Source organism: Oryzobacter terrae, assembly GCF_042756445.1.
Classification (GTDB): Bacteria; Actinomycetota; Actinomycetes; order Actinomycetales; family Dermatophilaceae; genus Oryzobacter; species Oryzobacter terrae.
The window spans coordinates 907,045-924,660 of the sequence record NZ_CP170578.1 but is presented as its reverse complement, the minus strand read 5'-3'; the positions used below and the strand labels follow the sequence as shown (position 1 = coordinate 924,660).

Sequence of the window (17,616 nt, the reverse complement as noted above, 5' to 3'; positions counted from 1 at the left end):
CGACGCCGCCTACCCCGAGGGCCACTCCCGCGCATGATCCGCTTCGAGAACGTCACCAAGGTCTACCCCCGGTCGACCCGTCCCGCCGTCGACGACGTCACCGTGTCGATCGAGCGGGGGGAGTTCGTCTTCGTCGTCGGGCCCTCGGGCTCGGGAAAGTCGACGATCCTGCGCCTGGCGCTGCGCGAGGAGGCCCCCACCTCGGGCACCGTGCTCGTCGCCGGCCACGACCTCGGCAAGATGCCGATGCGGCAGGTGCCGCGGCTGCGTCGCGAGATGGGTGCCGTCTTCCAGGACTTCCGCCTGCTGCCGAACAAGACGGTGCACGAGAACGTCGCCTACGCCCTGCAGGTCATCGGCAAGCCGGGCCACGTCATCCGCCAGCTCGTCCCCGAGACCCTCGAGATGGTCGGCCTCGAGGGCAAGGAGAAGCGCTTCCCCCACCAGCTGTCCGGCGGTGAGCAGCAGCGCGTGGCCATCGCCCGCGCCGTCGTCAACCGCCCCCAGATCCTCCTGTGCGACGAGCCCACCGGGAACCTCGACCGCGCGATCAGCCTCGACATCGTGCGCCTGCTCGACCGGATCAACCGCACCGGGACCACGATCGTCATGGCCACGCACGACCACGACATCGTCAACGACATGCGCCGCCGCGTCCTCCAGCTGTCCGACGGCATCGTCGTCCGCGACCAGGACGACGCCAACTACCACGCCACGGAGGCCTGAGCCGTGCAGCCCCGCTTCCTGCTCACCGAGGTCGGCTCCGGCCTGCGCCGCAACGTCTCGATGGCCGTCTCCGTCGTCCTCGTGACGATGGTCTCGATGTTCCTCCTCGGCCTCGGGCTGCTCGCCCAGCGCCAGGCCGACACGATGAAGGGCTACTGGTACGACCGGATCCAGGTCTCCATCTACCTGTGCACGGCGAACTCGCTGCAGCCCAACTGCGAGAACCGCGCGGTCACCGACGGCGAGAAGGAGTCGATCGAGCGCCAGCTCGAGGCCCTGCCCGAGGTCAAGCAGGTCTTCTACGAGTCCGAGGAGGACGCGTTCACGCGGTTCAAGGAGCAGTTCCGCAACAGCCCGATCAGCGGCAACGTCCAGGTCGGCGACATCCCGCAGAGCCTGCGCGTCCAGCTCGACGACCCCACGAAGTTCCAGGTGGTCACCGACCAGTTCGACGGCGCACCGGGGGTGGCGACGGTCCAGGACCAGGAGAAGGTCCTGTCCAAGTTCTTCGCGATCATCCGGTACATCACGATCTTCGCGGTGATCCTCGCCGGCCTCATGGCGGCCTGCGCGGCGCTCCTCATGGCGACGACGATCCGGCAGGCGGCCTTCATCAGACGCCGCGAGATCGGCATCATGCGCCTGGTCGGGGCCTCGAACTGGACCATCCGGATGCCCTTCATCGCCGAGATGGTCATCGTCTCGGCGGCCGGCGTCGGGCTCGCGGTGGGGCTGCTCATCGCCCTGACGCAGTACGTCTTCAACGAGGGGTTCATCCAGCTCGCGCTCAGCCAGGCCTTCATCGGGACCTCCGACGTCTGGGTCATCGCCCCGTGGATGTTCCTCGGCGTCATCTCGATCGCCATCGGCACCAGCCTGGTCACCCTGCGGCGCTACCTGCGCGTCTGAGCGGCCCCGCCGTGGTCACCCCGCGGCGGGGGCGCTCCCGAGGTCGACCGATCGCACCGTTTTGGCCCGTCGAGTACCCCAACCGCTGTGAAACGTGTTACCAATGGTGATCATGGGACGACCTGACCGCGCTCCGACGCGCGCCCCTCGCCGGGCCCTCGCCCTCGGGACCTCGCTGCTGTGCGCCGCCGCGCTCGCGACGACGTCCGCCCAGGCGGTGCCCACCGGCTCCGACCCGGGCAAGGAGAAGAAGAAGGTCGACACCCAGGTCGACCGGCTCAAGGACTCCCTCGACGACACGAGCGCCGACCTCGCCGCCGCCTACGCCGCGCTGCAGAAGACGAAGGACGCGATCCCCGCCGCCCGGTCCGCGATGGAGCGGGCCCGGGCCGCCGCAGCCGCCGCCGACCGCGCGAACGCCGTCGCGGAGCAGGAGCTCGAGGCCGCCGTCGCCAGCGAGAAGAAGGCCCAGGACCAGCTGCGCAGGACGACGGCCGAGGTCACCGAGAGCCGCAACCGGGTCGCCCAGTTCGCCGCGCAGATCTACCAGGAGCAGGGCTTCGGCCAGCTCGACATGGCGCTCACCAGCTCGGACCCCCAGCAGTTCGCCGACCGGATCGCGCTCGTCGACACCGTCATGGACGTGCAGAGCGAGGCGATGGAGCGGCTCACCACCGAGCGCGCCGGCCTCACCGCGCTCGAGGACCACCTCTCCGCCCTGCGGGTCGACTCCGCCGCGAAGAAGAAGCAGGCCGAGGCCGCCCTCGCGAGGGCGAAGAAGGCCCGTGACGCCGCGACGAGCGCCAAGGCCGCCCTCGACGGCCTCGCCGCCCGCCAGTTCGCCCAGAGCAAGACGGTCCAGGCGAAGCTCGCCCGCGACCGGGCCCGGCTCACCAGCCTCGAGGCCGAGCAGAGCCGCCTGCGCAAGGTCCTCGCCAAGCGCGCCGCCGAGGCCAAGCGCCGCGCGGCCGAGAAGGCGGCGCGGGAGCGCAAGAAGCGCAACCAGGGTGGCGGCGGCTCCAGCTCCGGTGGGTCCGCGCCCTCCGGCGACGGCTACCTCAGCCGGCCGAGCAGCGGACGGGTCAGCTCGGAGTTCGGCATGCGCTTCCACCCGATCTACCACTACTGGAAGCTGCACTCGGGCCGCGACTACGCCGCCCCGTGCGGCTCGCCCGTCCGCGCCGCCGCCGGCGGCACGATCATCAGCGCGGGCGACGGCGGTGGCTACGGCAACCGCGTCGTCATCGACCACGGCCTCGTCTCCGGCGAGGGCCTGGCGACGACGTACAACCACCTCCAGAGCATCCGGAAGTGGAGCGGCAAGGTCTCGCGCGGCCAGATCGTCGGGTACGAGGGCAGCACCGGGACCTCCACCGGGTGCCACCTGCACTTCGAGACCCTCGAGAACGGCAACTTCGTCGACCCGCGCAAGTGGCTCTGACCGCCGGACCCGACACCCCGGCCGCGCCGGCGGCCACCCGGTCCGCGGGTCACGCCGTCCTCCCGGACCGGGGATACCCGGTGGGGGCCCGCCGTGCGGACGGGTAGCCTCCTCCTCGTGGCCAAGGAGACCGGACGAAAGCTCGTCGCGAGCAACCGCAAGGCCCGTCACGACTACCTCGTCGAGGACACGTTCGAGGCGGGCCTCGTCCTCACGGGCACCGAGGTCAAGGCGCTGCGGATGGGGCGGGCCTCCCTCGTCGACGGCTGGGCCGGGTTCGACGGCGACGAGCTGTACCTCGAGGGCGTGCACATCCCCGAGTACCTCAACGGCACGTGGACCAACCACGCCCCGCGGCGCAAGCGCAAGCTCCTGCTCCACCGCAAGGAGCTGACCCGCATCTCGCACCTCACCCGCGAGAGCGGCCACACCATCGTCCCGCTCGCCCTGTACTTCAAGGACGGGCGCGCCAAGGTCGAGATCGCGGTCGCGAAGGGCAAGAAGGAGTACGACAAGCGGCACGCCCTGCGCGAGCGCCAGGACAACCGCGAGGCCGAGCGCGCCATCTCCTCCCGCCGACGTGGCGAGGACTGAGTGACCGGCAGCGGGCCGCGCCGGCCGCGCGTCATCGCCCGCGCCCTGCGCCCGGTCCCGCTCGTCCTCGCGGTCCTCGTCGTCGTGGCCCCGACCGCCCTCGCGGCGCCCACGACGACCCTCCCCGGGACCGCTGCCCCCGCGGACCGCGCGGGAACCGGCCTCGGCACCCCGGCACGGGCCTCCTGGACCACCGGCGCCCCGTCGGCCGCCCTCCCGGCCGTCGAGGAGGCCGAGCAGCTCGCGACCACCTTCGAGGTGCAGCAGGACGGGTCGGTCCTCGTCACCGAGCAGATCCGCTGGCGCTTCCCCGAGGGCGAGGAGCGGCACGGCATCTACCGCAACGTGCAGGTGCGGGCCGGCTACCGCGACAGCGAGACGCAGTACCGCGCGTTCGAGCTGAGCGGCGTCGAGGTCACCTCGCCCTCGGGCGCCCCCACCGACATCGCCATCGAGGACTTCGGCGCGTACCGCCGGATCCGGATCGGCAGCCCGTCCGAGACCGTCGGCGCGGTCGAGGACTACGTCGTCCGGTTCCGACTGGCCCACGTCGTCAACGACATCGGTGACGGGACCGCCGAGTTCTACTACGACCTCGTCGACTCCTCGAACGGCTTCCCGCAGCGGCAGGTGTCGGCCACGGTCCGCGCGCCGGTCGCCGCCACCCGGGCCGCCTGCTTCTACGGCGAGCTCGGGTCGACCACGCCGTGCGAGGCGACCGCGGGTGAGACGTCCCAGTTCACCGTCCCCGACCTCGACGCCGAGGAGGGCGCGAGCGTCATCACCTCGTACCCCCGCGACGCGTTCGGCGACCTCACGCCGGACCTGCGCGAGGGCAGCTCCGACGCCGAGTCCGGGAGCAGCCTCAGCCCGGCCACGGCGCGAGCCGTCGGGTGGCTCGCCATCGGTGGCGGGGTCCTGCTGCCCCTCCTCGCCGGCGCGCTCATGGGCCTGCTCGTGTGGAACCGCGGCCGGGACGAGCAGTACGCCGGCCTCACCCCCGGACTCCAGCCGGGCCGCGGGCAGGAGGTGCCCGTCGTCGTCGGCGGTCCCGCACCCACGGTGGCCGTGCAGTTCACCCCGCCACCCGGGGTGCAGCCGGGCATGGTCGGCACGATCGTCGACGAGGAGGTCAACCTCGTCGACGTCACCGCCACGCTGGTCGACCTCGCCGTCCGCGGCCACCTGCGGATCGCCCGCGACGACCAGGGCGTGTTCCGGGCCGACGACTGGGTCCTCACCCGCACGGCGCCGCCGGCCGGGGTGGCCGCGCTCGCGCCCTACGAGCAGACGCTCCTCGACTCGGTGTTCGCCGGCGGCGACCGGGTCGCCCTGTCCCAGCTGAAGAACCACTTCAAGCCGACCCTCGACCTCGTCCAGCGGCTGATGTACGAGGAGGTCGTCGGCCGCGGCTGGTTCCGGCGCAGCCCCGAGCGGCAGCGGTCGTTCTACGTCGGCCTCGGCACGCTCGTCGCGGCGGGTGCGGTCTTCTTCGCGTTCTTCGTCGGCGGCGGGCTCTCCGCCCTGTTCGGCGACGCGAACTTCCCCGTGTCCCCGGTGTGGGTCCTCGCGCTGGGGGTCGGCGCGTCCGGCCTCGTCGTGCGCGCCCTCGGCAAGCGGATGGCCGCGCGCACGGCGGCAGGGTCGGCGGTCCTCGCCCAGTCCAAGGGGTTCGAGCGCTACATCGCCACGGCCGAGGCCAACCAGATCCGGTGGGAGGAGGCGCAGGACGTCTTCAGCCGCTTCCTCCCGTACGCCATCGTCTTCGGCCTCGCCGACCGGTGGGCGAACACCTTCGAGGAGGTCGCCGCGGCGGCCGCCGCCGCGGGCCACACCATCGCCAGCCCGCTCTGGTACGCGGGGAGCTGGGGGAGCGGGGGCTTCTCCGACGTCGCGTCGAGCATGGACTCGTTCTCCACGGTCGCGGCCGGGACCTTCGTGTCGACCCCGGGGTCGTCCGGGTCGAGCGGGTTCAGCGGCGGCGGGGGCTTCTCCGGCGGCGGCGGCGGCGGGTCCTCGGGCGGCAGCTGGTAGGCACGGACGGACGACGGGCCGCCCCGCGTCAGCGGAGCGGCCCGTCGGGACCGGAGCAGGGGGTGCCGGTCCTGTTGCAGGTCAGTTCTTGAAGGCGTCCTTGACCTTCTCGCCGGCCTGGTTGAGGTCGGCCTCGGTCTGCTCGACCTTGCCCTCGGCCTCGAGGCGCTCGTTGTCGGTCGCCTTGCCGGCGCCCTCCTTGGCCTTGCCGGTCAGGTCGTCCTTCATGTTCTCGATCTTGTCGCCGATACCCATGTCGATCTCCTTGCGTCGTGCCGGAGCACCGAGCCACTTCTCGACCAGATGCGGGATCCCTCCACCGTAGGCACGAGGGCGCCCACGCGGGGCTTTGGCTGCGCGTCGATCCGGGAGTCGCTCAGGACACGACGAGGATGAGGTCGCCGCCCTCCACCTGCTGGTGCCCGGCGATCGCGAGCCGCTCGACGGTGCCGCCGGCCGCGCTCGTGATGTTGGCCTCCATCTTCATCGCCTCGATCGTCGCGACGACCCCGCCGGGCTCGACGGTGTCGCCCTCGGCCACGGTCGGCGTCACGACCCCGGCGAAGGGCGCCGGGACGTGGGTGGAGTCGGCCGGGTCGGCCTTCTCGGCCGCCTTGACGTCGGCCGAGACCGACCGGTCACGGACCTGGATGGGGCGGAACTGCCCGTTGAGCGTGCACATCACGGTGCGCATGCCCTGGCGGTCGGCGTCGCCGACCGAGGTGATGCCGAGCAGGAGGCGCTTGCCGGCCTCGATCTCGGCCTCGTACTCGCTGCCCTGCTCGAGCCCGTGGAGGAACTCGATGGTCCCGAGCACCGACAGGTCGCCGTAGCGCTCGCGGCTGTCCTCGAACTCGCTCGTCGGGCCGGGGAAGAGCAGCTGGTTGAGGGTGCGTCGCGGGTCGGTGCGCAGCGCCTCCTCCTGCTCGGGGGTCAGCTCGGTGGTGCGCGGGCGCGCCTGGCGCCCCTGGAGGGCCTTGGTGCGGAAGGGCTCGGGCCACCCGCCGGGCGGGTCGCCGAGCTCGCCCTCGAGGAAGCCGATGACCGAGTCGGGGATGTCGTACCTCGTCGGGTTGGCCTCGAAGTCGGCGGGGTCGGCTCCCGCGCCGACGAGGGCGAGGGCGAGGTCGCCGACGACCTTCGACGACGGCGTCACCTTGACGACGTTGCCGAGGATGGTGTTGGCCGCGGCGTACATGTCCTCGATGTCCTCGAACCGGTCGCCGAGGCCGAGGGCGATGGCCTGCTGGCGCAGGTTGGACAGCTGGCCGCCGGGGATCTCGTGGAAGTAGACCCGACCGGTGGGGGAGGGCAGCCCCGACTCGAAGGGCTTGTAGATCTGGCGCACGCCCTCCCAGTAGGGCTCGAGGGCGAACACCTGGTCGATGTCCAGGCCGGTGGGGCGCTCCGTGCCGTCGGTGGCGGCGACGAGGGCCGACAGGCTCGGCTGGCTCGTCGTCCCCGCCATCGAGGAGCACGCGGCGTCGACGGCGTCGACCCCGGCGTCGATGGCGGCCAGCAGCGTGCCGATCTGGCCGCCCGCGGTGTCGTGGGTGTGCAGGTGGACGGGGAGGTCGAAGTTCTCGCGCAGGGCGGTCACGAGCCTCGTCGCGGCGGGGGCGCGCAGCAGGCCGGCCATGTCCTTGATGGCGAGGACGTGGGCGCCGGTGCCGACGATCTGCTCGGCCAGACGCAGGTAGTAGTCGAGGGTGTAGAGCTGCTCGCGGGGGTCGAGGAGGTTGCCGGTGTAGCACAGGGCCACCTCGGCGACGGCGGTCCCGGTGGCGAGGACGGCGTCGACGGCCGGGCGCATCTGCTCGACGTCGTTGAGCGAGTCGAAGATCCGGAAGATGTCGAGCCCGGTCCGGGCGGCCTCCTCGACGAAGGCGTCGGTGACCTTGGTCGGGTACGGCGTGTACCCCACGGTGTTGCGCCCGCGCAGGAGCATCTGGAGCGGGATGTTGGGCATCGCCTCGCGCAGCAGGGCCAGCCGCTCCCACGGGTCCTCCGAGAGGAAGCGCAGCGCGACGTCGTAGGTCGCGCCGCCCCATGCCTCCATCGAGAGCAGCTCGGGGGTCAGGCGCGAGACGTGGCCGGCGACGTGGAGCAGGTCGCGGGTGCGCATCCGGGTGGCGAGCAGGCTCTGGTGCGCGTCGCGGAAGGTCGTGTCGGTGACCGGCACGTCGGTGCGCTCGCGCAGCTGCCGGGCGAACTCGGCCGGGCCGACCCGCAGGAGGAGGTCGCGGCTGCCGGGGGGCACGGGGGCGTCGCGGTCGATGGGCGGCAGCTTCAGGCGCGGCTTGATGTGCGTCGTCGCGGCGCCGTGCGGCTGGTTCACCGTGACGTCGGCGAGGTAGGTCAGCAGGCGGGTGCCGCGGTCGCCGCCCATCTTGGCCTCGAGCAGCTCGGGGCGCTCGTCGATGAAGCTCGTCGTCGCCTCGCCGCGCTGGAACACGGGGTCGGCGAGCACGGCCTCGAGGAACGGGATGTTCGTCGAGACGCCGCGGATCCGGAACTCCGCCAACGCCCGTCGTGCCCGGCGCACCGCCATCGGGAACGTCCGGCCGCGACAGGTGAGCTTGACGAGCATCGAGTCGAAGTGGGGGCTGACCTGGGCCCCGACGAACACGGTCCCGCCGTCGAGGCGCACGCCACCGCCACCGGCGGAGCGGTACACGGTGATCTGGCCGGCGTCGGGGCGGAACCCGTTGCTCGGGTCCTCGGTGGTGATCCGGCACTGGAGCGCCGCGCCCCGCAGCTGGATGTCGTCCTGGGTCATCCCGAGGTCCGCGAACGTCTCGCCGGAGGCGATCCGCATCTGCGAGATGACGAGGTCGACGTCGGTGACCTCCTCGGTCACGGTGTGCTCGACCTGGATCCGCGGGTTCATCTCGATGAAGACGTACCGGCCGTCCTCGCCGAGGAGGAACTCGACGGTTCCGGCGTTGACGTAGCCGATGGACTGGGCGAAGCGCACGGCGTCGGCGCACATCTGCGCGCGGGTGTCGGGGTCGAGGTTGGGCGCCGGGGCGATCTCGACGACCTTCTGGTGGCGGCGCTGGACCGAGCAGTCGCGCTCGAAGAGGTGGAGGACCGTGCCGGTGGAGTCGGCGAGCACCTGGACCTCGATGTGCCGCGGGTTGACGACCGCCTGCTCGAGGTAGAGCGTCGGGTCGCCGAAGGCGGCGTCGGCCTCGCGCTGGGCCGCCTCGAGGGACTCGCGCAGGGTCGAGGGGTCGTCGACGCGGCGCATCCCCCGACCGCCGCCGCCGGAGACGGCCTTGACGAAGACGGGGAAGCCGATGCCCTCGGCGGCCGCGGCCAGCTCGTCGAGGTCGGTGGTCGGCGGCGCGCTCTCGAGGGTCGGGAGTCCGGCGGCGCGGGCGGCGGTGATGGCGCGCGCCTTGTTGCCGGCCAGGTGCAGGGCCGAGGGGGGCGGGCCGATGAAGGTGATCCCGTTCGCCGCGCAGGCCTCGGCGAGGTCGGGGTTCTCGGACATGAACCCGTAGCCCGGGTAGATGGCGTCGGCACCGCACTCGACGGCCACCCGCACGATGTCGGCGTGGTCGAGGTAGGCGCGCACGGGGTGGCCGACCTCGCCGATCTCGTAGGACTCGTCGGCCTTGAGGCGGTGCTCGGACGTGCGGTCCTCGTGCGGGAAGACGGCGACCGTCTTCGCGCCGAGCTCGGTCGCGGCCCGGAAGGCCCGGACGGCGATCTCCCCGCGGTTGGCGACGAGGATCTTCGAGAACACGTGGGGACCTCCCGGTCGGGGTGGGCACGGCGGACCCGGCGATGCGGTCGGGCGCGCCCAGCCTAATGAGGGCGGGCTCCCGGCGGACGGGGCTGTCCTCTGGTCGGACGCCCACCCGGCCGCGCCCGGCGTCGCGTCCCGGCGGCGGTCGGTGCGGACGTCCCGGGAGGTCGGGACACCGGGCCCTGTCGGCCGGGACGCCCCGACCGACATCGTCGGGGAACCAGAGAAACCACCGGGCCCACGGGTCCACCACCGCAGGAGAGAAACGCGATGTCCCTCACGTCCTTCCGCCGTCCGGCCCTCGTCGGCGCGGCCGCCCTCACTGCCATCACCGTCGGGGCAGCCCCCGCGATGGCGCACCACTGCTTCGTCCCCATGTACTCCCTCACCGGTCCCGCCTCGCCGAACTGGTACGTCCTCACCGCCGAGGAGGGCGCCGGGTTCGAGGGGTACACCGCCGGGTGCCCGGCCGCCGTCGACGCCGGCTACGCCGAGCTGCGGGCGGAAGGGCTCCCCGTCGCCCTCAAGATCTTCGAGAAGATGACGATCGGGGACCCGAAGCACACCGGGCGGATGAACCCCAACGGGGCGAACGGCACGGGGCTGGAGTACTTCGGCGCCGGCTCCGAGTTGCCGTTCCAGATGGTCGAGGCCTTCGTCGAGGGCGCCGAGTCGGTCGACTGCGGCGCCTGAGCCGCACGCCGGTCGCGCCGCGCAGGGGCGGACGGCGACCCCGGGCCGGGGTGGGGGCGTGCTCCCACCCCGGCCCTGCCGTGGTTCCGCGACGACGCCCGGACCGGCCACGAGTGCCCGACCCGCACCCGTCGGCGTGCGGAGGCACGGAATCGGTGGCCCCCGAGCAGGACTCGCGCGGGATCCGTCAATGGGGCAAGGCCATACCATTTCCGGCCGGTTGGCCCTAGCATCGCCCTCGTCGCACCGAATCGACGCCGGTCTGCAGGGGCCGGCCGGACCCATGGGAGCAACCGTGGCAGTGCAGTTGAACGACGACGAGGCCCACCTCGCAGAGCTGGGCTACAAGCAGGAGCTCAACCGGACCTGGTCGGGTTTCTCGAACTTCGCCATCTCCTTCTCGATCATCTCGATCCTCGCCGGCTGCTTCACGACGTTCGGCCAGGCCTGGAACAACGGCGGCCCCATCGCGATCTCCATCGGGTGGCCGCTCATCTCGGTCTTCATCCTCATCATCGGGTTCTGCATGAGCGAGCTCGTGTCGGCCTACCCCACCTCCGGCGGCATCTACTGGTGGGCCAGCAAGATGGGCGGCGCGAAGGTCGGCTACTACACCGGCTGGCTCAACCTCGTCGGCCTGCTCGCCATCGACGCGTCGGTCGCCTACGGCGCCGCGACGTTCTTCGACCTGTCGTTCAGCACGATGAGCGAGTCGTGGGCCGCGGGCTACTCGCTGACGCGCGTCTTCATCATGTTCCTCGTCGTGCTCCTCCTCACCGCCGTGCTGAACATCTTCGGCGGGCACCTGCTCGCGCTGCTCAACAACATCTCGGTGTGGTGGCACGTCGCCGGTGCGGCGATCGTCATCGCGATCCTCGTCGTCCTGCCCGAGAAGCACATGAGCGTGGCCGACGTCTTCACCATGCGGGTCAACAACAGCGGCGGCCTGGCCGGCGGCGACGACGGTGGCCTCGGCTTCTGGTTCTACGTCCTGCCCCTCGGCTTCCTCCTGACCCAGTACACGATCACCGGCTTCGACGCCTCGGCCCACCTGTCCGAGGAGACCCACGGGGCCGCCGACGGCGCGGCCAAGGGCATCTGGCGCTCGATCTTCTACTCGGCGATCGGAGGCTGGTTCCTCCTGCTCGCGTTCCTCTTCGCGGTCCAGGACGCCGACGCCGTCACGGCGGGAGGCGGCGGCGTCGCCGTCATCTTCAACCAGGCGCTGTCCTCGGGCTGGGCGGGCACGGTGCTGCTCATCGCGAGCATCGGGCAGTTCTTCTGCACCGCCGCCTGCATGACGTCGACGAGCCGGATGCTCTTCGCCTTCAGCCGCGACGGCGCGGTCCCGGGCTCGTCGCACTGGGCCCGGCTCAACAGCCGCAAGGTGCCGGCCAATGCCGTCATCGTCTCGTCGGTCGTCGCGGCGCTCATCACGCTGCCGGCGCTCGTCGAGGTCAACCTCGGGACGCCCGAGGAGCCGCTCATCGTGCCGGTGGCGTTCTACGCCGTCGTCTCGGTCGGGGTCATCGGCCTCTACACGGCGTTCGCCATCCCGATCTACCTGCGGTGGAGGCAGGGCGACGCGTTCCCCCAGGGACGGTGGAACCTCGGGACGAAGTGGAAGTGGATGGCGCCGGTCGCCGTCATCGAGATCGCCATCATCTCGGTGTACTTCATCCTCCCGTTCACGCCGGCGGCCAACCCGTTCAACGAGGACTTCAGCTGGAAGTTCGTCAACTACGCCCCGATCCTCATGGGCGGCACGCTGCTGGCGCTGTGGATCGGGTGGCACCTGTCGGCGAAGAAGTGGTTCACCGGTCCGAAGACGACGGTCGACCTGCCGTCCGGGGTGTCGGGCGCCGACGAGATCGCCATGGAGCACCACGGCAAGTCGGCGCACGGCGGCTCCGAGCACGACTGGAAGCCGGGCGACCCGACCAGCTGACGTGGACGACCTCGAGCGGCTGCTCGACGACATCCCCGTCCTCGCCGGGCAGGGGCGACACGTGTCGCCCCTGCCAGGCGGGCTGACCAACCACAACTACCGGGTGCGCACCGACGCCGGCCTCGACGTCGTGGTCCGGGTCTCCTCCCCCGAGAGCGGCCTGCTCGGGGTCGACCGCGACGCCGAGCACACGAACACCCTCGCGGCGGCGTCCTCGGGGGTCGGGGCGCCCGTGCTCGACCACCTGCCGGGTCGGGGCGTCCTCGTCGTCGGCTTCCTGCCGGGGCGCACGTGGGAGGACGCCGACGTCGGGGCCAACCTCGGGCGCTTCGCCGCCGCGCTGCGCCGGCTGCACGCCGGGCCGGCGTTCGTCGGGCGCTTCGACATGTTCGCCATCCGCCGCGGCTACCTCGAGGTGGTCCGGCAGCGCGGCTTCCGGCTGCCCGAGGGCTACCTCGACCTCGAGCCGCGCCTCGACGCCGTCGAGCGCGTCCTCACCGCGGCGCCCGAGTCCCTGGTGCCGTGCCACAACGACCTGCTCGCCGCCAACGTCCTCGACGACGGGGGCGACCTGCGCATCGTCGACTACGAGTACTCGGGGATGAACGAGCCGTCCTTCGAGCTCGGCAACGCCGTCGCCGAGGCGCGCCTCGGGCCCGACGCCCTCGCCGAGCTGTGCCGCGCCTACTACGGCCGCGACGACGACGCCCTCGTGGCGCGGGCCGAGCTGTGGGGCTGGGTGGCCCGCTACGGCTGGGTCCTCTGGGGGATGATCCAGGAGGGCGCGAGCGCCATCGAGTTCGACTTCCGGGGGTGGGCGATGGACAAGTGGGAGCCCGCGCAGGAGCTGGCGGCGAGCCCGCGCTTCCACGAGCTCCTCGCCCGCGCGGGGCGCCGGTGAGCGGGGACCTGCCGGCCCGGGCGCGGGTCGTCGTCATCGGTGGGGGAGCGGTGGGCACGTCGACCGCGTACCACCTGGCGCACCTCGGCGTCGCCGACGTGCTCCTCCTCGAGCAGGGCACCCTGTCGTGTGGGACGACGTGGCACGCGGCGGGGCTCGTCGGGCTGCTGCGCGCGAGCGAGAGCGGGACCCGGCTCGTCCAGTACTCCGCCGAGCTCTACGCCCGCCTCGAGGAGGAGACCGGCCTGGGCACGGGGTACCGGAGGTGCGGGGGCCTCATCGTCGCGCGCACGCCCGAGCGGATGACGGCGCTGCGCCGCACCGCCGCCAACGCCGCTGCCTACGACCTCGACTGCGAGCTGCTCACCCCCGGCCAGGCGGGCGAGCGCTACCCCCACCTGCGCACCGACGACCTCGCCGGCGCGATCTGGCTCCCCGGCGACGGCACGGCCAACCCCACCGACCTGACGCAGTCGCTCGCGAAGGGTGCCCGTCAGCTGGGCGTCACCATCCGGGAACGGGTGCGGGTCACCGGGTTCGACGTCGTCGCCGACCCCGCCGCGCCCGGAGGACGACGTGTGCGGGGCGTGCGGACCGACCACGGCGACGTCGAGTGCGAGGTCGTCGTCGCGTGCGCGGGGCAGTGGACCAAGGCGCTGGGCGCCCTCGCGGGGGTCGGGGTCCCGCTCCACTCGGCCGAGCACTTCTACGTCGTCACCGACCAGGTCGAGGGCGTCCACCGCGACCTGCCGATCCTGCGTGACCCCGACGGGTGGACCTACTACAAGGAGGAGGTCGGCGGGCTCGTCGTCGGCGGCTTCGAGCCGGAGGCCAAGCCCTGGGTCGCCCCCGAGGCCATCCCCCACCCGTTCGAGTTCCAGCTCCTCGACGAGGACTGGGAGCACTTCTCGATCCTCATGGAGAGCGCCCTGCACCGGTTGCCCGTCCTCGAGGCGACGGGCATCCGGAAGTTCTACAACGGTCCCGAGAGCTTCACGCCCGACAACCAGTTCGTCATGGGGGAGTCGCCCGACGTCGCCGGGTTCTTCGTCGGGGCGGGCTTCAACTCCGTCGGCATCGCCTCGGCCGGGGGCGCCGGCCGGGCGCTCGCCGAGTGGGTCGTGGCGGGCGAGCCGCAGGAGGACCTCGCGCTCGTCGACATCCGGCGGTTCGCGCCCTTCCACGCGAGCACGCCGTGGCTGCGCGAGCGGGTCTCGGAGGTGCTCGGCCTCCACTACGCGGTGCCGTGGCCGAACCGCGAGCTCGAGTCGGCGCGGCCGTTCCGCTGCTCGCCGGTCCATGACCGGCTCGCCGACGCCGGCGCGTGGTTCGGCTCGAAGATGGGCTGGGAGCGGCCGAACTACGTGGCGCCGGACGGCGTGGCCCCCGGCGAGCGCGGCGCCGACTACGGCTGGGGCCACCAGAACTGGCAGCCCTGGGTCGACGACGAGCAGCGCGCCACGCGCGAGGCCGTGGCCCTGTTCGACCAGAGCAGCTTCGGCAAGCTCCGCGTCCACGGCCCCGACGCCACCACGCTCCTCCAGCGGGTCTGCACCGCCGACGTCGAGCGACCCGTCGGGTCCGCCGTCTACACGGGGATGCTCAACGTCCGTGGGGGCTACGAGGCCGACGTCACCGTCACGCGGGTCGGGCCCGACGACTGGCTCCTCGTCACGAGCGCGGGCTCGCCGGTGCGCGACGCCGACTGGCTGCGACGCCACCTCGACCCGTCGTGGCGGGTGACCGTCGAGGACGTCACGACGACGTACGCCGTCCTCGGGGTGCAGGGTCCGCGCTCGCGCACCCTCCTGTCCCGGCTGACGACGGCCGACCTCGAGGACGACGCGTTCCCGTTCGCGACGAGCCGCGAGCTCGACCTCGGCGTCGCCCGCGTGCGCGCCACCCGGATGACCTACGTCGGGGAGCTCGGCTGGGAGCTCTACGTCCCGGCGGAGCTCGCGACCGGGGTCTGGGACCGCCTGCGCGACGCCGGCGACGACCTCGGGCTGCGCCTCGGTGGCTACTACGCGATCAACGCGCTGCGCCTCGACCAGGGCTACCGGGCGTGGGGCGCCGAGCTGACGCCCGACCGCGACCCCGTCGAGTCGGGCCTGCTCTTCACCTGCAAGCTGGGGACCGACGTCGACTTCGTGGGGCGCGCGGCGGTCGAGGCGGCCCGGGCGGCGGGTCCGCGGCGGCGCCTCGCCTCGTTCGTCGCGGCCGACCCGGAGGCGGTCCTGTGGGGAGGCGAGCTGCTCCGCCGTGACGGCGTCCCCGTGGGGCAGGTGACGAGCGCGGCCCGCAGCGCGACGCTCCGGGCCGCCGTGGGCCTCGCCTGGGTGTGGGAGCCGTCGGGCGCGGTGGTCGCGCGCGACGTCCTCGAGCGCCCGGGCTGGACCGTCGGGGTCGCGGGCGAGGACGTCGCCGTCACCCCGTCGTGGCGCCCACCACGCCCCGCCCCCGCCACCTGACTCCCCGCCCCGGCACGCCCTGGAGGAGGGGGAGGAGGGGGCGCCGAGGACGCGCGGCGACGCGGCGACCGGCGCGCTGCGGGGAATGTCGTTTGGGGGCGTCGGTGTTGAGCGGCATACTGGCAGGAGCCGGCGGACCCGTCCGCGGAGCCACCGGCCAGGGACAAGTGAACAGCGTGGGAGTGAGCCCCCTCACGGGGGTGATCGGTTTCGACATTGGTCGGTAGGCCATGGGGAAGCGGGTCGAGGACGCACGGTTATCTCGTAAACGATCCGTGCAAACCAATAGGTGCCGATTCCAAGCGCACCGACTTCGCCCTCGCTGCCTGAGTAGCGAGCCCGAAGTCCGTTGGCCTGAGCGCGATCTCGGTTCAGTAACCAGCGTCATCTAGAGATCTGGCTGCGTCGTCATGTCGGGGGACGGCGCGGGACTCTCACTCGACTGGGCCTGTCAGCGGACGTGTGCGTGCGAGCGCTGGGGCCGAGAAAATCCATAGCGCACTGCACCCGGAGAAGCCCTGGTGTTCCGTCAGTGGACGCGGGTTCGATTCCCGCCACCTCCACCACCGGACTCACTCCCACCGTCCCCGCGACCGGCCCGGTCCCACACCCGTGGGACCGGGCCGGCGTCGTCGTCCACCGCGGCTGTTTCAATGGCGCGTGACCTCCGCCGCCCCGCCGTCCCCGCCCGACCCGGTCACGACCACGACCCCCGGCCGCGTCGACGAGGAGCGCATCGGCGACCGCGACCTCGGCCAGTGGCCGACGCGCACGGGGCGGCGGTTCGTCGCCCTCGTCGCTCGGGTCGTGGTCGTGCTCGGCCGGGTGTGGCGCTGGAGCCTGGCCAACCTCGCCCTCGTCCTGACCGTTGCGGTCGGCGGGCTCGTCGTGCTCGCGGCGACCTCGCTCGCGGGCGAGGTCTACGAGGGGGTCGCCGACCGCGACGGCGCCGCGGTCTTCGACCAGCCGGTGCTCGACGCCGCCGTCGCCAGCCGCACGCCGACCGGCGAGGTGTGGGTCACCCGCTTCACCGACCTCGGCGGGACGGTCGGCATGCCCGTGATCGCCCTCGTCGTCGTCGTCGTGCTCGCCCTCCGGCGGCGCTCGTGGCTCCCCGTCGTGCTCATGGTCGCGGCCGCGGCGGGCTCGCTGCTCTTCACCGTGCTCGGCAAGGACCTCGTCGGCCGGGCCCGCCCGCCGCTCGCGCTGGCCGTGCCCCCGTACGAGAGCTCACCGTCGTTCCCGTCCGGGCACACGCTCAACGCGACCGTGGTGCTGGGCGTCTCGGCCTACCTGCTCATGCTGGGGCTGCGGCACGGGCGCACCCGCACCGCCGTCGCCGCGGTCGTCGTCGTCCTCGTCGTGGCCATGGGGCTCTCGCGCGTCTGGCTCGGTCACCACTGGCTCACCGACGTCATCGCCGGCTGGCTCGTCGGGGTGGCCTGGCTCGGCACGGTCGTGACGGCGCACCGGGTGAAGGTGACCCTCGACCGGGCCGCCGGGCCCGACCCGCCCGCCCGTCCTCAGGACGGCGTGAGCTCGAGGGTGTAGCTGTCGCCGGAACGGGTGAAGCCGAGCCGGTCGTAGTACGGCGCGACCATCCCCGGGGCCGTGACGACCCGCCGGAACCCGGCATCGGTGAACAGCCCGGACCGGCGGAAGACGAACTCGCCCGGCGCGAAGTCGCGGAAGCGCGGCGTCACGTAGTCGAGCTCGACCTGTGCCGTGCCGTCGCCGGCGTCGCGCACCGCGATGACGCCGGCGGTCTCGTCGCCGTGCTGGACGAGGTAGGTCGACCCGCCCACGCCGGCGCCCGTGAAGGAGGGGAAGAACTTCGCGATGTCGGCCCGGTGGACGTCGAGGAAGTGGCGCAGGTAGGCGTCATCCTCGGCGACGGGGAGCACGGCGTAGGCCCGCTCGTCGCCGCGCTCGCGCAGCATCCGCGCGATGAACCACAGGTTGATGACGGCGAGGACGACGTTCATCGCCACCATCGGCCAGACGTCGAGCAGGGCGTTGAAGACGACGAGGATGACGCACGCCACCGTGTTGAGCACGCGCAGCCGCAGGATCCGCGCCTGGAGCAGCGAGAAGACGAGCAGCGCCGACCCGAACCAGCCGAGGGCGTCGACCCAGCCCATG

At 72.5% G+C, this 17,616-nt stretch carries 13 protein-coding genes and 1 other RNA gene; 11 read left to right on the top strand and 3 right to left on the bottom strand.

Annotated features, from left to right (window positions below; genetic code table 11):
• Positions 1–33 precede the first annotated feature (33 nt).
• From ftsE to ACFWN3_RS04350, 5 genes are all read left to right on the top strand, one after another.
• Positions 34–726 carry a cell division ATP-binding protein FtsE gene (gene ftsE / locus ACFWN3_RS04370; RefSeq protein ID WP_377643791.1) on the top strand — a complete coding sequence of 231 codons (693 nt, stop codon included), beginning with the start codon at positions 34–36 and terminating at the stop codon, positions 724–726.
• A 3-nt stretch (positions 727–729) separates the two neighbouring features.
• Positions 730–1,635: a permease-like cell division protein FtsX gene (gene ftsX, locus ACFWN3_RS04365; protein WP_377643789.1), complete on the top strand. Its 906-nt coding sequence runs from the start codon at positions 730–732 to the stop codon at positions 1,633–1,635.
• 112 nt (positions 1,636–1,747) lie between these two features.
• Positions 1,748–3,076, top strand: coding sequence for a M23 family metallopeptidase (locus ACFWN3_RS04360; RefSeq protein WP_377643788.1), 1,329 nt, complete (start codon positions 1,748–1,750; stop codon positions 3,074–3,076).
• 117 nt (positions 3,077–3,193) lie between these two features.
• On the top strand, positions 3,194–3,670 hold the full coding sequence (gene smpB, locus ACFWN3_RS04355; RefSeq protein WP_377643786.1) for an SsrA-binding protein SmpB: 477 nt from the start codon (positions 3,194–3,196) through the stop codon (positions 3,668–3,670).
• Complete coding sequence (locus ACFWN3_RS04350) at positions 3,671–5,704, top strand: DUF2207 domain-containing protein (RefSeq protein ID WP_377643784.1); 2,034 nt, start codon at positions 3,671–3,673, stop codon at positions 5,702–5,704.
• 81 nt (positions 5,705–5,785) lie between these two features.
• Here the strand turns inward: ACFWN3_RS04350 and ACFWN3_RS04345 are convergent, their stop codons facing one another.
• Complete coding sequence (locus ACFWN3_RS04345) at positions 5,786–5,959, bottom strand: CsbD family protein (RefSeq protein WP_377643782.1); 174 nt, start codon at positions 5,957–5,959, stop codon at positions 5,786–5,788.
• A gap of 121 nt (positions 5,960–6,080) precedes the next feature.
• Positions 6,081–9,458: a pyruvate carboxylase gene (locus ACFWN3_RS04340; protein ID WP_377643780.1), complete on the bottom strand. Its 3,378-nt coding sequence runs from the start codon at positions 9,456–9,458 to the stop codon at positions 6,081–6,083.
• Between the two features lie 273 nt (positions 9,459–9,731).
• Between ACFWN3_RS04340 and ACFWN3_RS04335 the strand changes: the two genes are divergently transcribed.
• The 6 genes from ACFWN3_RS04335 to ACFWN3_RS04310 all read left to right on the top strand — a co-directional run bounded on the left by ACFWN3_RS04335 (position 9,732) and on the right by ACFWN3_RS04310 (position 17,025).
• Positions 9,732–10,154 carry a hypothetical protein gene (locus ACFWN3_RS04335; RefSeq protein ID WP_377643778.1) on the top strand — a complete coding sequence of 141 codons (423 nt, stop codon included), beginning with the start codon at positions 9,732–9,734 and terminating at the stop codon, positions 10,152–10,154.
• A 295-nt stretch (positions 10,155–10,449) separates the two neighbouring features.
• The gene (locus tag ACFWN3_RS04330; protein ID WP_377643776.1) at positions 10,450–12,102 is read left to right on the top strand and encodes an amino acid permease; all 1,653 of its coding nucleotides are present in this window, start codon (positions 10,450–10,452) and stop codon (positions 12,100–12,102) included.
• Between the two features lies 1 nt (position 12,103).
• Positions 12,104–13,003 carry a phosphotransferase gene (locus tag ACFWN3_RS04325; protein WP_377643774.1) on the top strand — a complete coding sequence of 300 codons (900 nt, stop codon included), beginning with the start codon at positions 12,104–12,106 and terminating at the stop codon, positions 13,001–13,003.
• A complete protein-coding gene (locus ACFWN3_RS04320) occupies positions 13,000–15,474 on the top strand; it encodes an FAD-dependent oxidoreductase (protein ID WP_377643772.1) in 2,475 nt (824 codons plus the stop codon). Before ACFWN3_RS04325 ends, ACFWN3_RS04320 begins: the two co-directional genes overlap by 4 nt.
• A gap of 196 nt (positions 15,475–15,670) precedes the next feature.
• Positions 15,671–16,040, top strand: a transfer-messenger RNA (tmRNA) gene (gene ssrA / locus ACFWN3_RS04315).
• A gap of 94 nt (positions 16,041–16,134) precedes the next feature.
• A complete protein-coding gene (locus ACFWN3_RS04310) occupies positions 16,135–17,025 on the top strand; it encodes a phosphatase PAP2 family protein (RefSeq protein WP_377643770.1) in 891 nt (296 codons plus the stop codon).
• Here the strand turns inward: ACFWN3_RS04310 and ACFWN3_RS04305 are convergent.
• On the bottom strand, positions 16,998–17,615 hold the full coding sequence (locus tag ACFWN3_RS04305; RefSeq protein ID WP_377643768.1) for a hypothetical protein: 618 nt from the start codon (positions 17,613–17,615) through the stop codon (positions 16,998–17,000). The two genes, ACFWN3_RS04310 and ACFWN3_RS04305, sit on opposite strands and share 28 nt — an antisense overlap.
• Position 17,616 lies beyond the last annotated feature (1 nt).